The sequence below is a fragment of the Methylobacterium currus genome, assembly GCF_003058325.1.
In the GTDB taxonomy this organism is placed as follows: Bacteria; Pseudomonadota; Alphaproteobacteria; order Rhizobiales; family Beijerinckiaceae; genus Methylobacterium; species Methylobacterium currus.
Genome location: NZ_CP028843.1, coordinates 5922709 through 5938269, shown reverse-complemented (window position 1 = coordinate 5938269; position 15561 = coordinate 5922709). Strand labels below are relative to the sequence as shown.

The following is a 15561-nucleotide window of genomic DNA, read 5'->3' as shown; positions in this document are numbered from 1 at the left end:
CGACCATGCCGGCCGCCCTTCTTCCCGCGGGCCGGTCTCTCAGGATGACCATGGCGAGCAGCGCGAGCGGCGGAGCGAGTCCCGTCGAGACCATTCGGGCCGAACCGGGTTGGGCCGGTCCAGGCTTCGTCGAGTTCGTCGCCCTGATGGCCCTGATGATGGGCCTAACCGCCGTCACCATCGACAGCTTCCTGCCGGCCTTCCCGGCGATCCAGCGCGACTTCGCGGTGGCGGACCCGAACCGGCTGCAATTGCTGGTCTACGTCTACATGCTGGGCTTCGGCACCGCCCAGCTTCTCTACGGGCCGATCTCGGACGGGACCGGGCGGCGCCCGGCCCTGATCGCCGGCATCGGCATCTATCTCGCCGGCAGCGTGCTCGCCATGGTGGCGCCGAGCTTCGAGGTGCTGCTCCTCGCCCGCGCCATCCAGGGCGTCGGGGGCGCGGCGGGGCGCGTGCTCGCGGTGGCGATCGTGCGCGACCGTTACGAGGGGCGCGACATGGCCCGGGTGATGTCGTTCTGCATGATGGTCTTCCTCATCGTGCCGATCCTCGCGCCCTCGCTGGGCGGCGCGGTCCTGTTCGCTGGCAGCTGGCGGCTGATCTTCGGCGTGATGCTGGCGCTGGCGCTCGTCACCCTGGCCTGGTTCGGCACGCGGCTGCCCGAGACCCTGCACCCGGCCTTCCGCCGTCCTGTCTCGGCCCGGGCGATCGGGGCGGGTATCGGCGTCACCGTGCGCACCCGCGTCTCGTTCGGCTACGCCACGGCGCTGGGCCTCACCACCGGCTGCATCATGGGCTATGTCGGCTCGGCACAAGCCGTGTTCGACACCGGCCTCTATCATCTCGGGCCGCTCTTCCCGGTCGCCTTCGCGCTGATCGCCGGAGCGATGGGCGTCGCGACGCTGATCAACGCGCGCCTGGTGCGCCGCCTCGGCATGCGGCGGCTCGCCCACGCGGGCACGCTCGGCCTCTTCCTCGCCGCCTGCCTCCAGCTCGCCCTGATCCTGGCCTTCGCAGGCAAGCCGCCCCTGTGGCTCCTGATCGTCACCCTGGCGGCGTGCCAGTTCCTGATGAGCTTCGCGATGCCGAACTTCAACGCCCTGGCGATGGAGCCCCTGGCGGCGATCGCCGGGACCGCCTCGTCGTTCATCGGCTTCTACACTACGCTGCTCGCCGCGTTCTGCGGCCTCCTCGTCGGCCAGTCCTTCGACGGCACCGTCACCCCGCTCGCGCTCGGCTACTGGGCCTTGAGCAGCCTCGCCCTCGCCATGGTGCTGTGGACCGAGCGCGGCCGGCTGTTCGGCAGCGGAGTCCGGTAGAGCCGCCTTAACCGGTCCCGCGCCACCGTCCCGGCATCGACAACGGGGGTGTCTCGGGATGGCTGGGCGCAACGACGGAATCCTGCTCGCCGGGCGGCTGCTCCTGGCCTCGGCTCTGCTGCCGGCGGCGATCGCCCGGGCGCTCAACCCGTCGGGTTTCGCGCTCACGCTCGCAGCGACCGGGATGCCCTATCCGAACGCCGTCGCGACCGCCTCGGTGGTGATCGGGCTGTTCGGGCCGCTGCTCCTCGCGCTCGGCCTCGTGCCGCGCCTCGTCGGCCTGGGCTTGAGCCTCCACGCGGTGGTGGCGGGGCTGCTCCTGCACCGGTTCTGGGAATTCTCCGGCGCCGTCGCCCGGGTCGAGCAGGAGCTGTTCCTCGCTCAGCTCGGCCTCGCTGCCGGCTTCGTGCCCTACGCCGTCACCGGCCCGGGTCACTGGAGCTGGCAGGGCTGGTGGCACGGGAGCGAGCACGCCGCGCCGGCCGCCCGGGTCTCCGCCACCAAGACCCTTGCGGCCAAGGAGTCCACGCCGAAGCCGCCCCGCAAGCGTGCCGCTCCGCCCCGCGGACCCCGCCCGGCCAAGGCCGCGGCCTGAGGCGCGCCGGCGCGAGCCGCCCGGCGGGCGTCATGCCGGCCGCGCGGTGTCGGTCCGGCCGCGTCAGGCCGACATCCGACGCTCGCCGGTGCGGCGCGGATTGATGTAGCGGCTGGAGATGTCGCAGGCGACCCCGATCAGCCGCCTGCGGCCGTCCGACGCCGTCATCACGCTGCCCCGGGCGGAAAGCCAGCGCACATGGCCCTCGTGGTCGGTGATGCGGTACTGCGCGTCGTAAGTGCCCTCGCCGCGCAGGGCCGGCTCGAGGCTGGCGAGGACGGCCGGGAGATCCTCCGGCAGGATCATCGCCAGGAACTCGTCGAGCGGGCCGGTCGTCACGCCCATCAGGCTCTCGCCGATCTCCGAGCAGGTGACCTCCCGGGTCGACAGATCGATGTCCCAGGTCATCATCTCGGCCGCCGCCATGGCGAGGCGCAGGCGTTCCTCGCTGGTGCGCAGGGCCTCCGCGGCGCGGACCTGCTCGTCGATGTCGGCCATGGTGCCGACCCATTCGCGGATCGCGCCCTCGGCGTTCTCGAGCGGCACGGCGCGGCCGAGCATCCAGCGATACTGGCCGTTACGGTGGCGCACCCGGTAGGTCGCGTCCAGCGGGGTCCCGCTCAGGCAGCAGGCCCGCCACAGGGCCTCGACGGTGTTGCGGTCATCCGGATGCAGGGTCGACAGCCAGCCGAAGCCCTGGAGCTCGGTGTCGCAGAGGCCGGTCCGCGCGCTCAGGCCAAAGGTCTGGGTCAGGCTGCCGTCGGGACCGGAGCGCCATTCCACTGCCGCGCTCGCCTCCACCAGGGCACGGTAGCGCTGCTCGCTCTCCTGCACGCCCCCCGTCGCCGGAGCCTGCGGACCGGAGGGCACGGACGATTCCGCCGCCGGCGCGATCTGCCGGAAGCTCGGCTCGTAGCGGCCCAGGGGCAGGTCGATGCGCACGTCGAGCGGGCAGGCGGGGTCGGCGTAGATCTGCTGCAGCACCTGGCGCAGGCGCCGGGCCTCCACCCGCACGATGGCGTCCGTCGCCGGATCGAAGCTGGTCGAGCGGCCGAGGGCGTCGGTCGCGATGGTGTAGGATTTCAGCAGGCTGCCGCGCCCGGCCAGGCTCTCACGGACCACGTAGGCCAGGAAGGCCGAGAGTTGCGGCGACTTCTTGAGCGGCGGCAGGTTCAGCAAGGCGTCCAGGGCAGCGTGGATGTTCTCGGCACCGATCGCTTCCCGATCCATCGCTCGTTCCCGTCGCATTCCATGCTGCGGCGGACCCGGTCGTGGCAGCGATGCGGCCGCGCTCCGTCTTGCCGCGATCAAGCTGCCGCCCGTTGGAGCGAGGCCCCGCGCCCTCTCCACCACCACGTCTTAAGCTGATAAAGCAGCCGGCCCCAGTGTCAAGATACAAACCGTCGTAAAGATATGACCTAGGGTCAGTATCGATCAATCGACCTGCCTCCCTCAGCCCGACGATGAAAGAGGACAGGATCAAGTCCGCCTGGCTTCGCGCAACGAGTGCGGGTGATGGGTGGACAAGCGCGCCAGCAACATTGGGATTTTATTTCCACACAATCGTCGCTCGCGACTCTTTGCCGAACCGTGGGATGTCCCTCGCAACACGTCCCGGTTCAATCGGCCAGCAGCCGCGCCCCGACCACTGCTGCCGCGGCCCGGTTCTGCACACCGAGGCTGCGCAGGAGGGCCGCCATGTGAACCTTGACGGTGCCCTCGCCGAGCTGGAGCCGCCGGGCGATCTCCTTGTTCGAGCGCCCCTCGACCAGGAGGGCCAGCACGTCGCGCTGGCGCGGGGTCAGGTCGGGGATGCGAAGCTGGCGTCCGTCCTGGCGCCAATCCTGCCGTCCGTCGAGGCCGGCGGGGCGCGCCTCGAGCGCTGGGCGCGGACCCGCGCCGTCGAGCACGGCCAGGGAGGCCGGCACGTAGATCTGGCCGTCGAGGATCATGCCCACCGCCCGGGTCAGCTCGGCCGAGCCGATTCCCTTCGGCACGTAGCCGTGGACCCCGACCTCGAGGGCGGTGAGGATCTTGTTGCGCTCGGTCGAGGCCGAGACCACCGCCACCTTCACGGCCGGGAAGCATTCGCGCACGGCGCTCAGGCTCCCGGGCCCCTCCATGCCCGGCATCGCGAGGTCGAACAGCGCCAGGGTCACGGCGCCGCGGCGGGTCGAGAGCTGGTCGAGGGCGGCGTCGAGGGAGCCGGTCTCGACGACCTCGGCGAAACCGAAGCTGCGGGTGAGAATCGCCACCACGGCGAGGCGGAAGAAGTCGTCGTCATCCGCGATCAAGGCGACTGGCGGAGTCGGTTGGGTCATACCGTGGCGTCTCTGGAAACGGTCCGTGCGGCCGTCATCCTAGAGCAGGTCGGGGGTGGGTGGGTACCCTCTCGGCACGGAACAACTGGCAATATCAACGACCTATCGTGTGACTCGCAATGACTGCCAGAGTTGCGCCAAGACCATGCGGCCTCCCAGGCGAGAGAGGCTCCGGGCCCGGGCGTGCGGCACGCCATCGCAGCGTCTCATCGGGCTTCCCCCGTAGGGGAGGCCCGCGTCGAAGCAGCAAGCGAGCCCGGGTCGGGCGGGAGGGAGCGCGCGATGCGCAGGCCGGCATCGTTCAGCGGAAGGGGCGGACGCCGCGCGACCGCCCGGCGGCTCCGCGCGAGGGTCGTCCTCGCCGTCCTCGTCCTCTTCGTCGTCGTCCTGGCCATCCCCGAATTGGCGCCCGCCGCCGGGGCGGAGCGCACCCGGCTCGTCGCCTATACGGCGCTCGAGCCCGAGCAGCTCGACCCGATCCGCCGGGCGATCGAGGCGGCGGTGCCGGAGGTGGAGATCGCGTGGCAACGCGCCTCGACCGGGATCGTCACCGACCGCGTGCTTGCCGAGCGGGCCGCGCCGCAGGCCGACCTCCTGATCGGGGTCGCGGCCACCAGCCTGCTGCAATTCGAGGCGGCAGGCCTCCTGGATCCCTACCGGCCCGCCGGGGTCGAGGCGCTGCGGCCGTTCTTCCGCGATCCGACCCCGCCCTACAGCTGGACCGGAATGGACGCCTATCTGGGGGTGATCTGCTTCAACGTCGAGGTGGCGGGCCGGGAGCGCATCACGCGTCCGAGCTTCTGGCGCGACCTCCTCGGCCCCGCCCTGAAGGGACGGATCGTGATGCCGGATCCGGCAGCTTCCGGCACCGGCTACCTCCTCGTCGCGGGCTGGCTGCAGACGTTCGGGGAGGATGCGGGCTGGGCCTACATGGATGCCCTGCACCAGAACGTCGCCGCCTACCTGCCGAGCGGGTCGTCCCCCTGCCAGGACGCCGCCGCGGGCCACGCCGCCGCGGGCCTCTCCCTCGACATGCGGGGCGCCGCCGAGAAGGCGGCGGGCGCCCCGATCGACATCGTGGTCCCGGTCGACGGCACCGGCTGGGAGGCGGAAGGATTCGCGGTCGTGGCGGGCCGGCCGCACCTGGCGCTGGCCCGGCGGGTGGCGGACTGGGCGGCGAGCCGCGAGGCCAACGCGCTCTATGCCCGCAGCTACGCCATCGTGGCCTATCCGGGCGTCTCCAGCCCGGGCCCGCTCTACCCGCCGCATGCCGAGGCGCGGATGATCCGCAACGATCTCGACTGGATGGCCCGCAACCGGCCCCGCATCCTGGCCGAGTGGCGCCGCCGCTACGGCGCCAAGGTCCGGCAGCGATGACTTCGCGAGCGTCGATCCGGCTCCGGATGATCCGACCCGCTGGCCACCTTTATTTTTCCGTTTCGGCGTAGCAGACCCCCTCGGAGTGGCGGACCTCCCGTGCGGGGCCGCGGGTAGGACAGCGGATGTATCACGCGGGCAAGGACGGCTGGCTCTTCCTCACCGGGGGCACCAACGAGGTCGCGGACCAGTACCGGCGGATCCGCCCGATGGACCGGGTCCTGCGCCAGTGGCGCCGCCAGATCCTGCGGCGCATCCGCCGCGGCCAGGGCCTCGGCACCCGCTACCTGCACCTGGTGGTGCCCGAGAAGCTCAGCATCTACGAGGACCGCTTCGACGGCCTCGCCCTCGACCCGCGCCACGGGCCGGCCCGCCGCCTCGGCACCCTGATGCGCTGGTCCTGGCCGGGCCACCGGGCCTGGATCGACCTCCTCGGGCCGATGCGGGCGCAGCGGGACGAGCCCCTTTACTACCGGACCGACACGCACTGGACCATCCATGGCTGCCTGCTCGCCTACCGGCTGGTCTGCCGGGCCTGCGGCGCCACCCCGCGCGCCGACTTCCTGGCGCGGCCGTTCCACGAATTCGAGGCCGTGCTCGACATCGGCAACAAGCTCGATGCGCCGCCGCTCGAGACTGTGCGCAACTACCAGCTCTTCCGCGATGCCGAGCGGGTCGGCGGCGGCCGCCTCATCGATGCCTATGCGGCCGCCGGCCGCCTCGGCGAGCTGCATAGCGGCGCCCATGCGGTCTACCGCAACCGCTCGGCCGACGCCGATCCCCGCACCCTGGTGCTGTTCGGCGATTCCTGCGCCAACTTCTCCCCGAACGGCCTGACCGCGATGCTGGCCGAGACGTTTCGCGAGGTCCACTTCATCTGGTCGTCCAATCTCGACTGGGGCTACGTCGAGCGGATCCTCCCGGATATCGTGCTGTGCGAGCAGGTCGAACGCTTCCTGCCCCGCGTGCCGGAGGACGATTTCGACCTCGCTTCCGTCGAGGCGGAGCGCCTGGCGGCTCTGGAGGGCGCCGGCGGAGGAGAGCTGGAGCGTCGGAGAAATTCGGCGTGACGCTCGGGCCTCGTCTGTAGGGTTCCGGGCGGCCCACCGGTATCGATTCAACCTGAGGAGCGACCGTGACCGACGGCTCCGCACCGTCAAATCGGAAGAGCGAGACGGAAGTAACCATGGTTGCCAGGCAAGCCATCGCCACCGCGAAGAACTGGATCGCGGAGGTTCACGCAGACGAGGATCTGCGCCACCTCAGTCTCGAGGAGATCAGGAAGAGCGACGATACGTAGCGTATCACTGTCGGGGTCTCGTATCCCTGGGATGAGGAACGGAATAGCCCGGGATCTTCTGCGCGCGAGCGCGTCCTCAGCCGAACATACAAAGTTTTTACGATCGACGATCGCACGGGAGAAATGCTCTCGTCGGAGAACCGGGAGCCGACGCATCGAGAGATACACCTATCATACTCGACACTAATCTCATGGCGCTTCTGACCGCAAGTCTTGCGTCACATTAATATATTTTGCGCCACGAGCGGACTCAAGCCAATATGATCGAGGATTTATCTTTGCTGCAACGCACTTTAGGCGATGCAACGTCGATCGCGACCATCCCACACGTCCTCGCCGAGACATCCAAGCTCGTCCGGCCATTCGCTGAGCCGGGTCGCACCCGCATCTGAGGTGTCTTCCGACGTTTCGTACGCGATTGCATCGGGACGACCGTCGCGAGCGGCTCGGCCGCGCGTCGACCCGAGTTTCGATCGCTCGGGGTGACCGACGACCTCGATCTTTACGTGGCGAGCGTGAGTGCCGGTCGGCAGGCGACCAATGTTTCCCATTTGCGCGCTCACTGACCCGCACTGCCCCTGCCAGCCCGCTTGACGAAAAACTTGCATATGCCACTACTTGCTCGGCGCCGGACCGGCCGGGCGCGCTGACTCACAGAAGGAGTGCCGCCGGATGGACGCGCGCACCCACCGCCTGCTTCACGCCCCGATCGGGACGACGCTGCTGCGCCTCGCCGCGCCCAACGTCGTCGTGATGCTAGTCCAGGCCCTGGTCGGGCTGATCGAGACCGCCTTCGTCGCCGGTCTCGGCACCGACGCGCTGGCCGGCATGGCCCTGGTCTTCCCCGTGCTGATGCTGGTGCAGATGATCTCCGCCGGGGCCATGGGGGGCGGCATCCTGTCGGCGGTGGCCCGCTCCTTGGGGGCCGGGCGGCGGGAGGAGGCCGACAGGCTGCCATGGTACGCCGCCGCCATCGCCCTCGTCCTCGGCCTTCTCACCACGGCGCTCGAACTCGCCTTCGGGCCGGCGCTCTACCGGGCGATGGGCGGGGAGGGCGCCTCCCTCGACGCGGCCGCCACCTATGGCGGCGTGGTCTTCTGCGGCGCGGTGCTGGTCTGGTGGTTCAACGCGCTCGCCGCCGTGATCCGCGGCACCGGCAACATGGCACTGCCGGCGATCGTCATCAGCGTGGGCGCTGCCGTGCTGGTGCCGCTCTCGCCGGCGCTGATCTACGGTCTCGGGCCGGTTCCGGGCCTCGGCATCGTCGGCGGCGGTGTCGCGGTGCTGGGCTACTACGCCGCCGGCTCGGTGGTGTTCGCCCATCATCTCTGGGCCGGGCGCGGGCTGCTGCGGCCGAGCCCCCGCCCGCCGCGCCTCGCCTGGCCGCCGTTGCGCGACATCCTGCGGATCGGCGCCGTCTCGTCGATCGTCAGCGCGACGACCAACATCACCATCGCCGCCGCCACCGCCTTCGCGGGGGCGGCCGGCCCGGCCGCAGTCGCGGGCTACGGCACGGGGGCGCGGCTCGAATACCTGCTGGTGCCGCTCGTCTTCGGCCTCGGCGCGCCGATCGGCGCGATGGTCGGCACCTGCATCGGCGCCGGCGACCGGACCCGCGCGCTCAAGGTGGCCTGGACCGGCGCGGCGATCGCCGGGGCTCTCACGGAGGCGATCGGCCTTGCCGCCGCCCTGTGGCCGCTCCCGTTCCTCACCTTGTTCGGGCACGATCCGCAGATGCTCGGCACCGGCAGCCGCTACCTCCATCTCGTCGGGCCGTTCTACGGCTTCGCCGGGATCGGGCTCGCCCTCTATTTCGCCTCGCAGGGGGCGGGCCGGGTCGGCTGGCCCCTGGTGGCGGGGCTTGCCCGCATGGCTGTGTCGATCGGCGGCGGCGTCCTGGCCTTGCGCCTCGGCTTGGGGCTCGACGGGGTCTTCCTGGCCCTCGGCCTCGGCCTTGCCGCGCTCGGGCTCATCAATGCCGGCGCTGTCGCCGCCGGGGTCTGGTTTCGCGGAGAGCGGGCGGCGCCCGTCCTCGTGGCTGCGGGAGGGGAATAGGCGATGACGCGAGATCTGTATCTCGAAGACCTGGCGCCGGGCCAGGTCTATGGCTCGGGCGAGATCACGGTGACCGAGGCCGACATCGTCCGCTTCGCGACGCACTTCGACCCGCAGCCCTTCCACCTCGACGCAAACAAGGCCACGACGACCTTCTTCGGGGGCCTCGCGGCGAGCGGCTGGCACACCGCGGCCCTCACCATGCGGCTCCTCGTCGACAGCGATCTGCGGCTCGCCGGCGGCATCATCGGGGCCGGCATGGACGAGCTGCGCTGGCCCAAGCCCCTGCGCCCCGGCGACAGGATCCGGCTAGAAAGCGAGGTGATCGAGGTGCGCCCCTCCCGCTCGCGGCCGAGCCAGGGCCTCGCAAGGGTGCGCACCACGACGCTCGACCAGCACGGCGAGGCGGTGCAGGTGCTCGTGGCCAACCTGCTGGTGGTGCGCCGGCCGGAGGAGTGAGGGGCCGTTCGCGTGCGTCCCGACTTGTCCCACCCGCCACCGCCGGATGAGCCGGCGGGCGGGACCAATCCTTGAACGGTCGAACAGGGTTCGGAGCGAGACCCGCTATGGCGTCCCCCGCAACCGCGCCGGGTTGCCGACCGCGACCCCGCCCGCCGGCACGTCGCGGGTGACCACGCTGCCCGCCCCGATGATCGCGTCGTCGCCGATCGTCACGCCCGGCAGGATCATCGCCCCGCCGCCGATCCAGACATTCGCCCCGATGACGACCGGCCGGCCGAATTCGAGCATCTGCCGGCGTCGGGCCGGATCGCGCGGGTGGTCGGCGGTGAGGATCTGCACGCCCGGCCCGATCTGCGTCATGTCGCCGATCGTCACCTGCACCACGTCGAGGATGCAGCAATTGAAGTTGAGGAAAACGCCGCGGCCGAGGCTGATGTTGTAGCCGTAATCGCAATGGAAGGGCGGACGGATGTTGCAGCCCTCGCCCACCCGGGCGAAGGCCTCCGCCAACAGCGCCTGCCGCTCCGGCTGGCTCAGGGTGTTGCGGGCGTTGTAGCGGTCCATCCATTCCGAGATGCGCCGGTTGTCGGCCACCAGCTCCGGATCGTCGGCGATGTAGAGCTCGCCGGCGAGCATCTTCTGCTTCTGGCCCGTCATGGTTCCTCGCTGTCGTTGGCTTGCGGCCGCGATGCGTACATATGTACATATCGGATGCGGAAGCCAACCGACGCGAGACCCGCTTGCCCGCCGTCACCCGCCGCCACGATCCCGACCGCCGCGCCCGCATCCTCCGGGCCGCCCTCGACACGATCGCCGAGCACGGCGTCGCCGGAACGACCCATCGGCGGATCGCCGCGGCGGCGGATGTCCCGCTCGGCTCGATGACCTACCATTTCGCGGGCCTCGACGACCTCCTGACCGCGGCCTTCACGCTGCTGGCCGACGATGTGGCGACCCGGTTCACCGAGCGGCTCGCCGCCGCCACAACCCGCGCGGAGGCCTGCGAGGCGGTGATCGACCTCGTCGTCGACGAGAGCTGGGCCACGCCCCGTAATTTGCTCTTGAGCTACGAGCTCTACGCCTATGCCGCCCGGGTGCCCGCCTTCCGCCGCGTGATGCAGGGCTGGATGGGCAAGAGCCGGGCGGCTCTGGAGCAGCACTTCGCCCCGGAGACCGCCCGCGCCCTCGACGCGATGATGGAGGGCCTGTCGATCCACCGCTCGGTCGACCTGGCGCCGGCCGACCGGAGCGAGGTCCGGGCGATCGTCGCCCGCCTGACGAGCGACGCGCTCCCGCTTCCTTGAAAAGCACGCCGGCGCCCCGCATATCCGCCCGCGACGATTTGTTCCCATCGGAGAGCCAACACGTGAGCGAGACTGTGGAGCGGCATTCGTTCGGCGCCGAGGTCGGGCGCCTCTTGGACCTCGTGGTCCACGCCCTCTACTCCGAGCGCGAGATCTTTCTCCGCGAGCTCGTCGCCAACGCCGCCGACGCGGTCGACCGGCGCCGGTTCGGGGCGCTGACCGACTCCGCCCTGGCGCTGCCGGCGGATGCCAAGGTTCGGATCAACCCTGACAAGGCGGCCCGGACCCTGACCATCTCGGATCCCGGGATCGGCATGGCCAAGGACGAGTTGGCGCAGAATCTCGGCACCATCGCGCGATCCGGCACCCGGGCCTTCAGCCAGTCGCTTGCCGATGCCAAGCCCGAGGAGCGCCCGAGCCTGATCGGCCAGTTCGGCGTCGGCTTCTACTCCGCCTTCATGGTGGCGGACCGGGTCGAGGTCACCTCGCGCAAGGCCGGCTCGGACGAGGCCTGGACCTGGGCCTCGGAAGGGCAGGGCGAGTACACGCTGGCGCCCGCCTCCCGCGCAGAGCCCGGCACCGACATCGTCCTGCATATGAAGGCCGATGCGGAAGAGTACCTCGAGAGCTTGCGCCTCGAGACCATCGTGCGCAAATGGGCCGACCACATCACCGTGCCGGTGACCCTGGTGCGCGACGGCGAGGAGGTGCCCGGCACCAAGGGCACGGCGCTCTGGCGCAAGCCCAAGTCGGAGGTGAGCGAGGAGGAATACACCGAGTTCTACCGCCAGGTCGCCCACGCCTTCGACAAGCCCTGGGCGACCCTGCACTGGCGGGCAGAAGGCCAGCTCGAATTCACCGCGCTCCTGTTCGTGCCGGGCATGAAGCCCTTCCTCGCCGTCGAGGAGGAGCGCGAGAGCAAGGTGCGCCTGCACGTGCGCCGGATGTTCATCACCGACGAGGCCGGGCTGCTGCCGTCCTGGCTGCGCTTCGTCCAGGGCGTGGTCGATACCGAGGACCTGCCGCTCAACGTCTCGCGCGAGATGCTGCAGGCCACCCCCGTGCTCGCCCGCATCCGCCGCGCGGTGACGGGCAAGGTGCTCTCCGAACTCAAGACGCGGTCGAAGGACGCCGACTCCTACGCCACCTTCTGGCAGGCTTTCGGGCCGGTGCTGAAGGAGGGGCTGTGGGAGGATGCCGAGCACCGCCAGGACATCGCGAACCTTCTGCGCTTCCGCTCCTCGACGGTCGAGGGCTGGACCTCCCTCGCCGACTACGTCTCGCGCATGAAGCCGAACCAGGAGGCGATCTACATCCTGGTCGGCGACGACACCGAGGCGCTGAAGCGCTCGGCCCAGATCGAGGGCTTCTCCGCCCGCGGCCTCGAAGTGCTGCTGCTCTCCGACCACGTCGACGCGTTCTGGCCCGAGCGGCTCGACAGCTTCGAGGGCAAGCCGATCCGCAGCATCACGCAGGGCGGCGACGACCTCTCGGCCTTCGAGCCCGAGGTGGCGGAGGCCGATGCGCCGGCCGACCTCACCGACCTGCTGACGAAGCTGAAGGAGGCGCTCAAGGACGACGTCTCCGACGTCAAGGCGAGCCAGCGCCTCGTCGACAGCGCGGTCCTGCTCTCGGCTCCGGCCTTCGGGCCCGACCTCCAGATGCAGCGCCTGCTGCGCCGGGCCGGCCGCGGCATGGGGGGTGGCCAGCCGGTGCTGGAGCTGAATCCGCGCCATCCGCTGATCCGCCGCATCGCCGAGCGGGCGGCGGCGGGCGAGGAGGTGGGGGAGGCGGCCCAGACCCTCGTCGACCTCGCCCACGTCCAGGGCGGCGACCCGCCGCGCGACCCGGTCGCCTTCGCCCGCCGGGTGGCGGCGGCCCTGGCGCAGGGCTGACGATCAACCGGTCCGTCATGGGGGAGGGGGCGACGAGCCTCCTCCCCTTTTTTGTCCGAGGCCGCCTTCGACCTCTCGCCCCTGTCGGTCCGCCCCTCGAACCCGCCGGTTCTCCCACTGCGTCCCCTCTCGGCTCCGCGAGGCGCAACCGGACCGGACGTCCCGGACAGAATTCTCCACCCTGTTGCGGCTTCCTCGGCCCGATCGCCCTGGCCTATTGGGGCATTCCGGCCGCTGCGCGACACGGGTATTGTTCGCTTGCAAGTACTGCCTGGACACCGGTCCCGCCAGGATGGTCGCGTCCCGATGACCCGACACGTCCCGGATGGCAGGAGATGCACTCGCACCAGCATTGTCCCCGAATAACCATGCCGTAAGCAGGACGAGGGGAGCCCCCACCTTCTGGTACGTTGTATTCCGCAAAGGAAGACCGAACACTCGCCACGGAGGAATCCCGATGAGCTTCACCCTCGTCCAGCAAGCCACGCCGCGCCTGCACCGCTCCGAACTGGCGGTGCCGGGCTCCAACCCGACCTTCATGGAGAAGTCGGCGAAGTCCGCCGCCGACGTGATCTTCCTCGACCTGGAAGACGCCGTCGCGCCCGACGACAAGGAGCAGGCGCGCAAGAACATCGTCCAGGCCCTCAACGACATCGATTGGGGGACGAAGACGATGATGATCCGTATCAACGGCCTCGACACCCACTACATGTACCGCGACGTGATCGACATCGTGGAGGCTTGCCCGCGCCTCGACATGATCCTGATCCCGAAGGTTGGCGTACCTCAGGACGTCTACGCCATCGACGTGCTGGTGACGCAGATCGAGCAGGCCAAGCGCCGCGAGAAGCGGATCGGCTTCGAGGTGCTGATCGAGACGGCGCTCGGCATGGCCAATGTCGAGGCGATCGCCCAATCCTCGAAGCGCCTGGAGGCGATGTCCTTCGGCGTCGCCGACTACGCCGCCTCGCTGCGCGCCCGTTCCACCGTGATCGGCGGCGTGAACCCGGATTACTCGGTGCTCACCGACAAGGACGAGGCCGGCGGCCGCCAGACCCACTGGCAGGATCCCTGGCTGTTTGCCCAGAACCGAATGCTGGTCGCCTGCCGGGCCTACGGGTTGCGGCCGATCGACGGGCCGTTCGGCGATTTCTCCGATCCGGACGGCTACCGCTCGGCGGCCCGGCGCTGCGCGGCGCTCGGCTTCGAGGGCAAGTGGGCGATCCACCCCTCGCAGATCGAGCTCGCCAACGAGGTCTTCACCCCGAGCGAGGCCGAGGTCACCAAGGCCCGGCGGATCCTCGCGGCGATGGAGGAGGCGGCGAAGGCCGGCCGCGGCGCCGTCTCCCTCGACGGACGGCTGATCGACATCGCGTCGATCCGCATGGCCGAGGCGCTGATCGGCAAGGCCGACGCGATGGCACGCGCCTGACGCTCCGAAGGCCGCACGCGGCGACAAGCGGCGGTGCGCCAGGAAACAGCGCGCCGTTCCGCCTCTGCGGCGGCGGGCCTTGCCCGCCGCGCAGAAACGACGCACGGACCTCGCATACTGCAGAAACAGTCCAATGTCATACGCCTGAAGCATGCTGGTCCGCGTGACCGCTTCGGCGGCCCGGACGATTGTCGCGGGCCGGCTCCGGACTTGTGGAAGCGCGCGACCGATGAGATCAGAACAGGGCGCTGGACGAAGGAAGCGCCGGCGCGGTGGGTGGCTGCTGGCCGTCGTGATCCTGGCGGGGGCGGGCGGTGCCTATGCCTGGCGGAGCCGCCAGCACGCCGAGACCGCGAAGCCCGCCGCGCGGGCCCCGGCCGCGGTGCCGGTGACCGTCGCGCAGGTCGAGCAGGGCCCGTTCGGGGTGGTGCTCGGCAGCCTCGGCACGGTGCAGGCCTACAACACGGTGCAGGTGCGCAGCCGGGTCGACGGCGAGATCCTGAAGATCGGTTTTCGCGAGGGCCAGGTGGTCAGGAAGGGCGACCTGCTTGCCCAGGTCGATCCGCGCCAGTACCAGGCCGCCCTCGACCAGGCCAGGGCGAAGAAGACCCAGGACGAGGCGAACCTCAAGAACGCCAAGGCCGACCTCGAACGTTACACCAAGCTCGGCGACTACGCCTCGCGCCAGCAGACCGAGACGCAGGGCGCCCAGGTGAGCCAGCTCACCGCCCAGGTCGCTTCCGACCAGGCGGCGATCGACAACGCGGCGACGCAGCTCTCCTACGCGACGATCCAGGCGCCGATCGACGGCGTCACCGGGTTCCGCCAGATCGACGTCGGCAACGTCGTCAACGCGGCGCAACAGACCGCGATCGTCACCATCACCCAGGTCGAACCGATCTTCGTGGTCTACACCGCGCCCGAGGAGCAGCTGCGCGAGGTGACGAAGGCGCTGGCCGCCGGCACGGTGCCGGTCGAGGCCTGGAGCACCGACGGGCTGACCAAGCTCTCGGAGGGCCGGCTCGATCTCGTCAACAACCAGGTCGACACCGCGACCGGCACGGTGCGGCTGAAAGCCTCCTTCGCCAACAAGGACCACGCCCTCTGGCCGGGCCTGTCGGTCTCGACGAGGATGCGCACCGGCACGATCCCCGATGCCGTCACGGTGCCGGACGACGTGGTGCAGCACGGGCCGAACGGGCTCTACGCCTTCGTGGTCGACGACCAGAGACGTGCCCGCATGCAGGCGATCACCGTCGGCCGCTCCACCGACGGCCGCACCCGGGTGACGAAGGGGCTGACGCCCGGCCAGACGGTGATCTGGCGCGGCCAGTCGCGGGTGCAGGAGGGCGCCCTCGTCGCCGAGGCCAAGCCGGCGGCAGCCGAAGCCAAGCCGGCGGCAGCCGAAGCCAAGCCGGCGGCAGCCGAAGCCAAGCCGGCGGCGCAAGAGGCGCATGGCGCGGACAACGCCGCCCTGGCCTCGAGCGAGGCACACTGA

Annotated in this window: 14 protein-coding genes; 11 read left to right on the top strand and 3 right to left on the bottom strand. The window is 70.4% G+C overall.

What is annotated here, in order from left to right:
* The first annotated feature begins 50 nt into the window (after positions 1–50).
* Together DA075_RS27215 and DA075_RS27210 are read left to right on the top strand one after the other, a co-directional pair.
* On the top strand, positions 51–1322 hold the full coding sequence (locus DA075_RS27215; protein WP_099955885.1) for a multidrug effflux MFS transporter: 1272 nt from the start codon (positions 51–53) through the stop codon (positions 1320–1322).
* Positions 1323–1380: 58 nt separating this feature from the next.
* Positions 1381–1917: a DoxX family protein gene (locus tag DA075_RS27210; RefSeq protein ID WP_099955884.1), complete on the top strand. Its 537-nt coding sequence runs from the start codon at positions 1381–1383 to the stop codon at positions 1915–1917.
* 63 nt (positions 1918–1980) lie between these two features.
* On the opposite strand, the gene DA075_RS27205 is transcribed toward DA075_RS27210, so the two are convergent.
* Together DA075_RS27205 and DA075_RS27200 are read right to left on the bottom strand one after the other, a co-directional pair.
* Positions 1981–3147, bottom strand: a complete 1167-nt coding sequence (locus DA075_RS27205; RefSeq protein ID WP_099955883.1) for a PAS domain-containing protein — start codon at positions 3145–3147, stop codon at positions 1981–1983.
* Positions 3148–3536: 389 nt separating this feature from the next.
* Positions 3537–4238 carry a response regulator gene (locus DA075_RS27200; RefSeq protein ID WP_099955882.1) on the bottom strand — a complete coding sequence of 234 codons (702 nt, stop codon included), beginning with the start codon at positions 4236–4238 and terminating at the stop codon, positions 3537–3539.
* Positions 4239–4520: 282 nt separating this feature from the next.
* Here DA075_RS27200 and DA075_RS27195 point away from each other — a divergent pair, with 282 nt between their 5' ends.
* From DA075_RS27195 to DA075_RS27180, 5 genes are all read left to right on the top strand, one after another.
* Positions 4521–5615, top strand: a complete 1095-nt coding sequence (locus tag DA075_RS27195; RefSeq protein WP_099955881.1) for an extracellular solute-binding protein — start codon at positions 4521–4523, stop codon at positions 5613–5615.
* Between the two features lie 125 nt (positions 5616–5740).
* Positions 5741–6685 (top strand): alginate O-acetyltransferase AlgX-related protein, encoded by a 945-nt coding sequence (locus DA075_RS27190; protein WP_099955880.1) that lies wholly within the window; start codon positions 5741–5743, stop codon positions 6683–6685.
* A 65-nt stretch (positions 6686–6750) separates the two neighbouring features.
* Positions 6751–6915 carry a hypothetical protein gene (locus DA075_RS36775; RefSeq protein ID WP_164712496.1) on the top strand — a complete coding sequence of 55 codons (165 nt, stop codon included), beginning with the start codon at positions 6751–6753 and terminating at the stop codon, positions 6913–6915.
* 672 nt (positions 6916–7587) lie between these two features.
* A complete protein-coding gene (locus DA075_RS27185) occupies positions 7588–8970 on the top strand; it encodes an MATE family efflux transporter (RefSeq protein ID WP_099955879.1) in 1383 nt (460 codons plus the stop codon).
* A 3-nt stretch (positions 8971–8973) separates the two neighbouring features.
* The gene (locus DA075_RS27180) at positions 8974–9429 is read left to right on the top strand and encodes a MaoC family dehydratase (RefSeq protein WP_099955878.1); all 456 of its coding nucleotides are present in this window, start codon (positions 8974–8976) and stop codon (positions 9427–9429) included.
* Between the two features lie 105 nt (positions 9430–9534).
* Here DA075_RS27180 and DA075_RS27175 read toward each other — a convergent pair whose 3' ends face one another.
* Positions 9535–10089 carry a sugar O-acetyltransferase gene (locus DA075_RS27175; protein ID WP_099955877.1) on the bottom strand — a complete coding sequence of 185 codons (555 nt, stop codon included), beginning with the start codon at positions 10087–10089 and terminating at the stop codon, positions 9535–9537.
* A gap of 83 nt (positions 10090–10172) precedes the next feature.
* Between DA075_RS27175 and DA075_RS27170 the strand changes: the two genes are divergently transcribed.
* The 4 genes from DA075_RS27170 (at position 10173) to DA075_RS27155 (ending at position 15561) form a co-directional block, all read left to right on the top strand.
* Positions 10173–10736, top strand: a complete 564-nt coding sequence (locus tag DA075_RS27170) for a TetR/AcrR family transcriptional regulator (protein WP_099956840.1) — start codon at positions 10173–10175, stop codon at positions 10734–10736.
* A gap of 62 nt (positions 10737–10798) precedes the next feature.
* Positions 10799–12631 (top strand): molecular chaperone HtpG, encoded by a 1833-nt coding sequence (htpG, locus tag DA075_RS27165; RefSeq protein WP_099955876.1) that lies wholly within the window; start codon positions 10799–10801, stop codon positions 12629–12631.
* Positions 12632–13088: 457 nt separating this feature from the next.
* A complete protein-coding gene (locus tag DA075_RS27160; RefSeq protein ID WP_099955875.1) occupies positions 13089–14063 on the top strand; it encodes an HpcH/HpaI aldolase/citrate lyase family protein in 975 nt (324 codons plus the stop codon).
* Positions 14064–14292: 229 nt separating this feature from the next.
* Positions 14293–15561 carry an efflux RND transporter periplasmic adaptor subunit gene (locus tag DA075_RS27155; RefSeq protein ID WP_099955874.1) on the top strand — a complete coding sequence of 423 codons (1269 nt, stop codon included), beginning with the start codon at positions 14293–14295 and terminating at the stop codon, positions 15559–15561.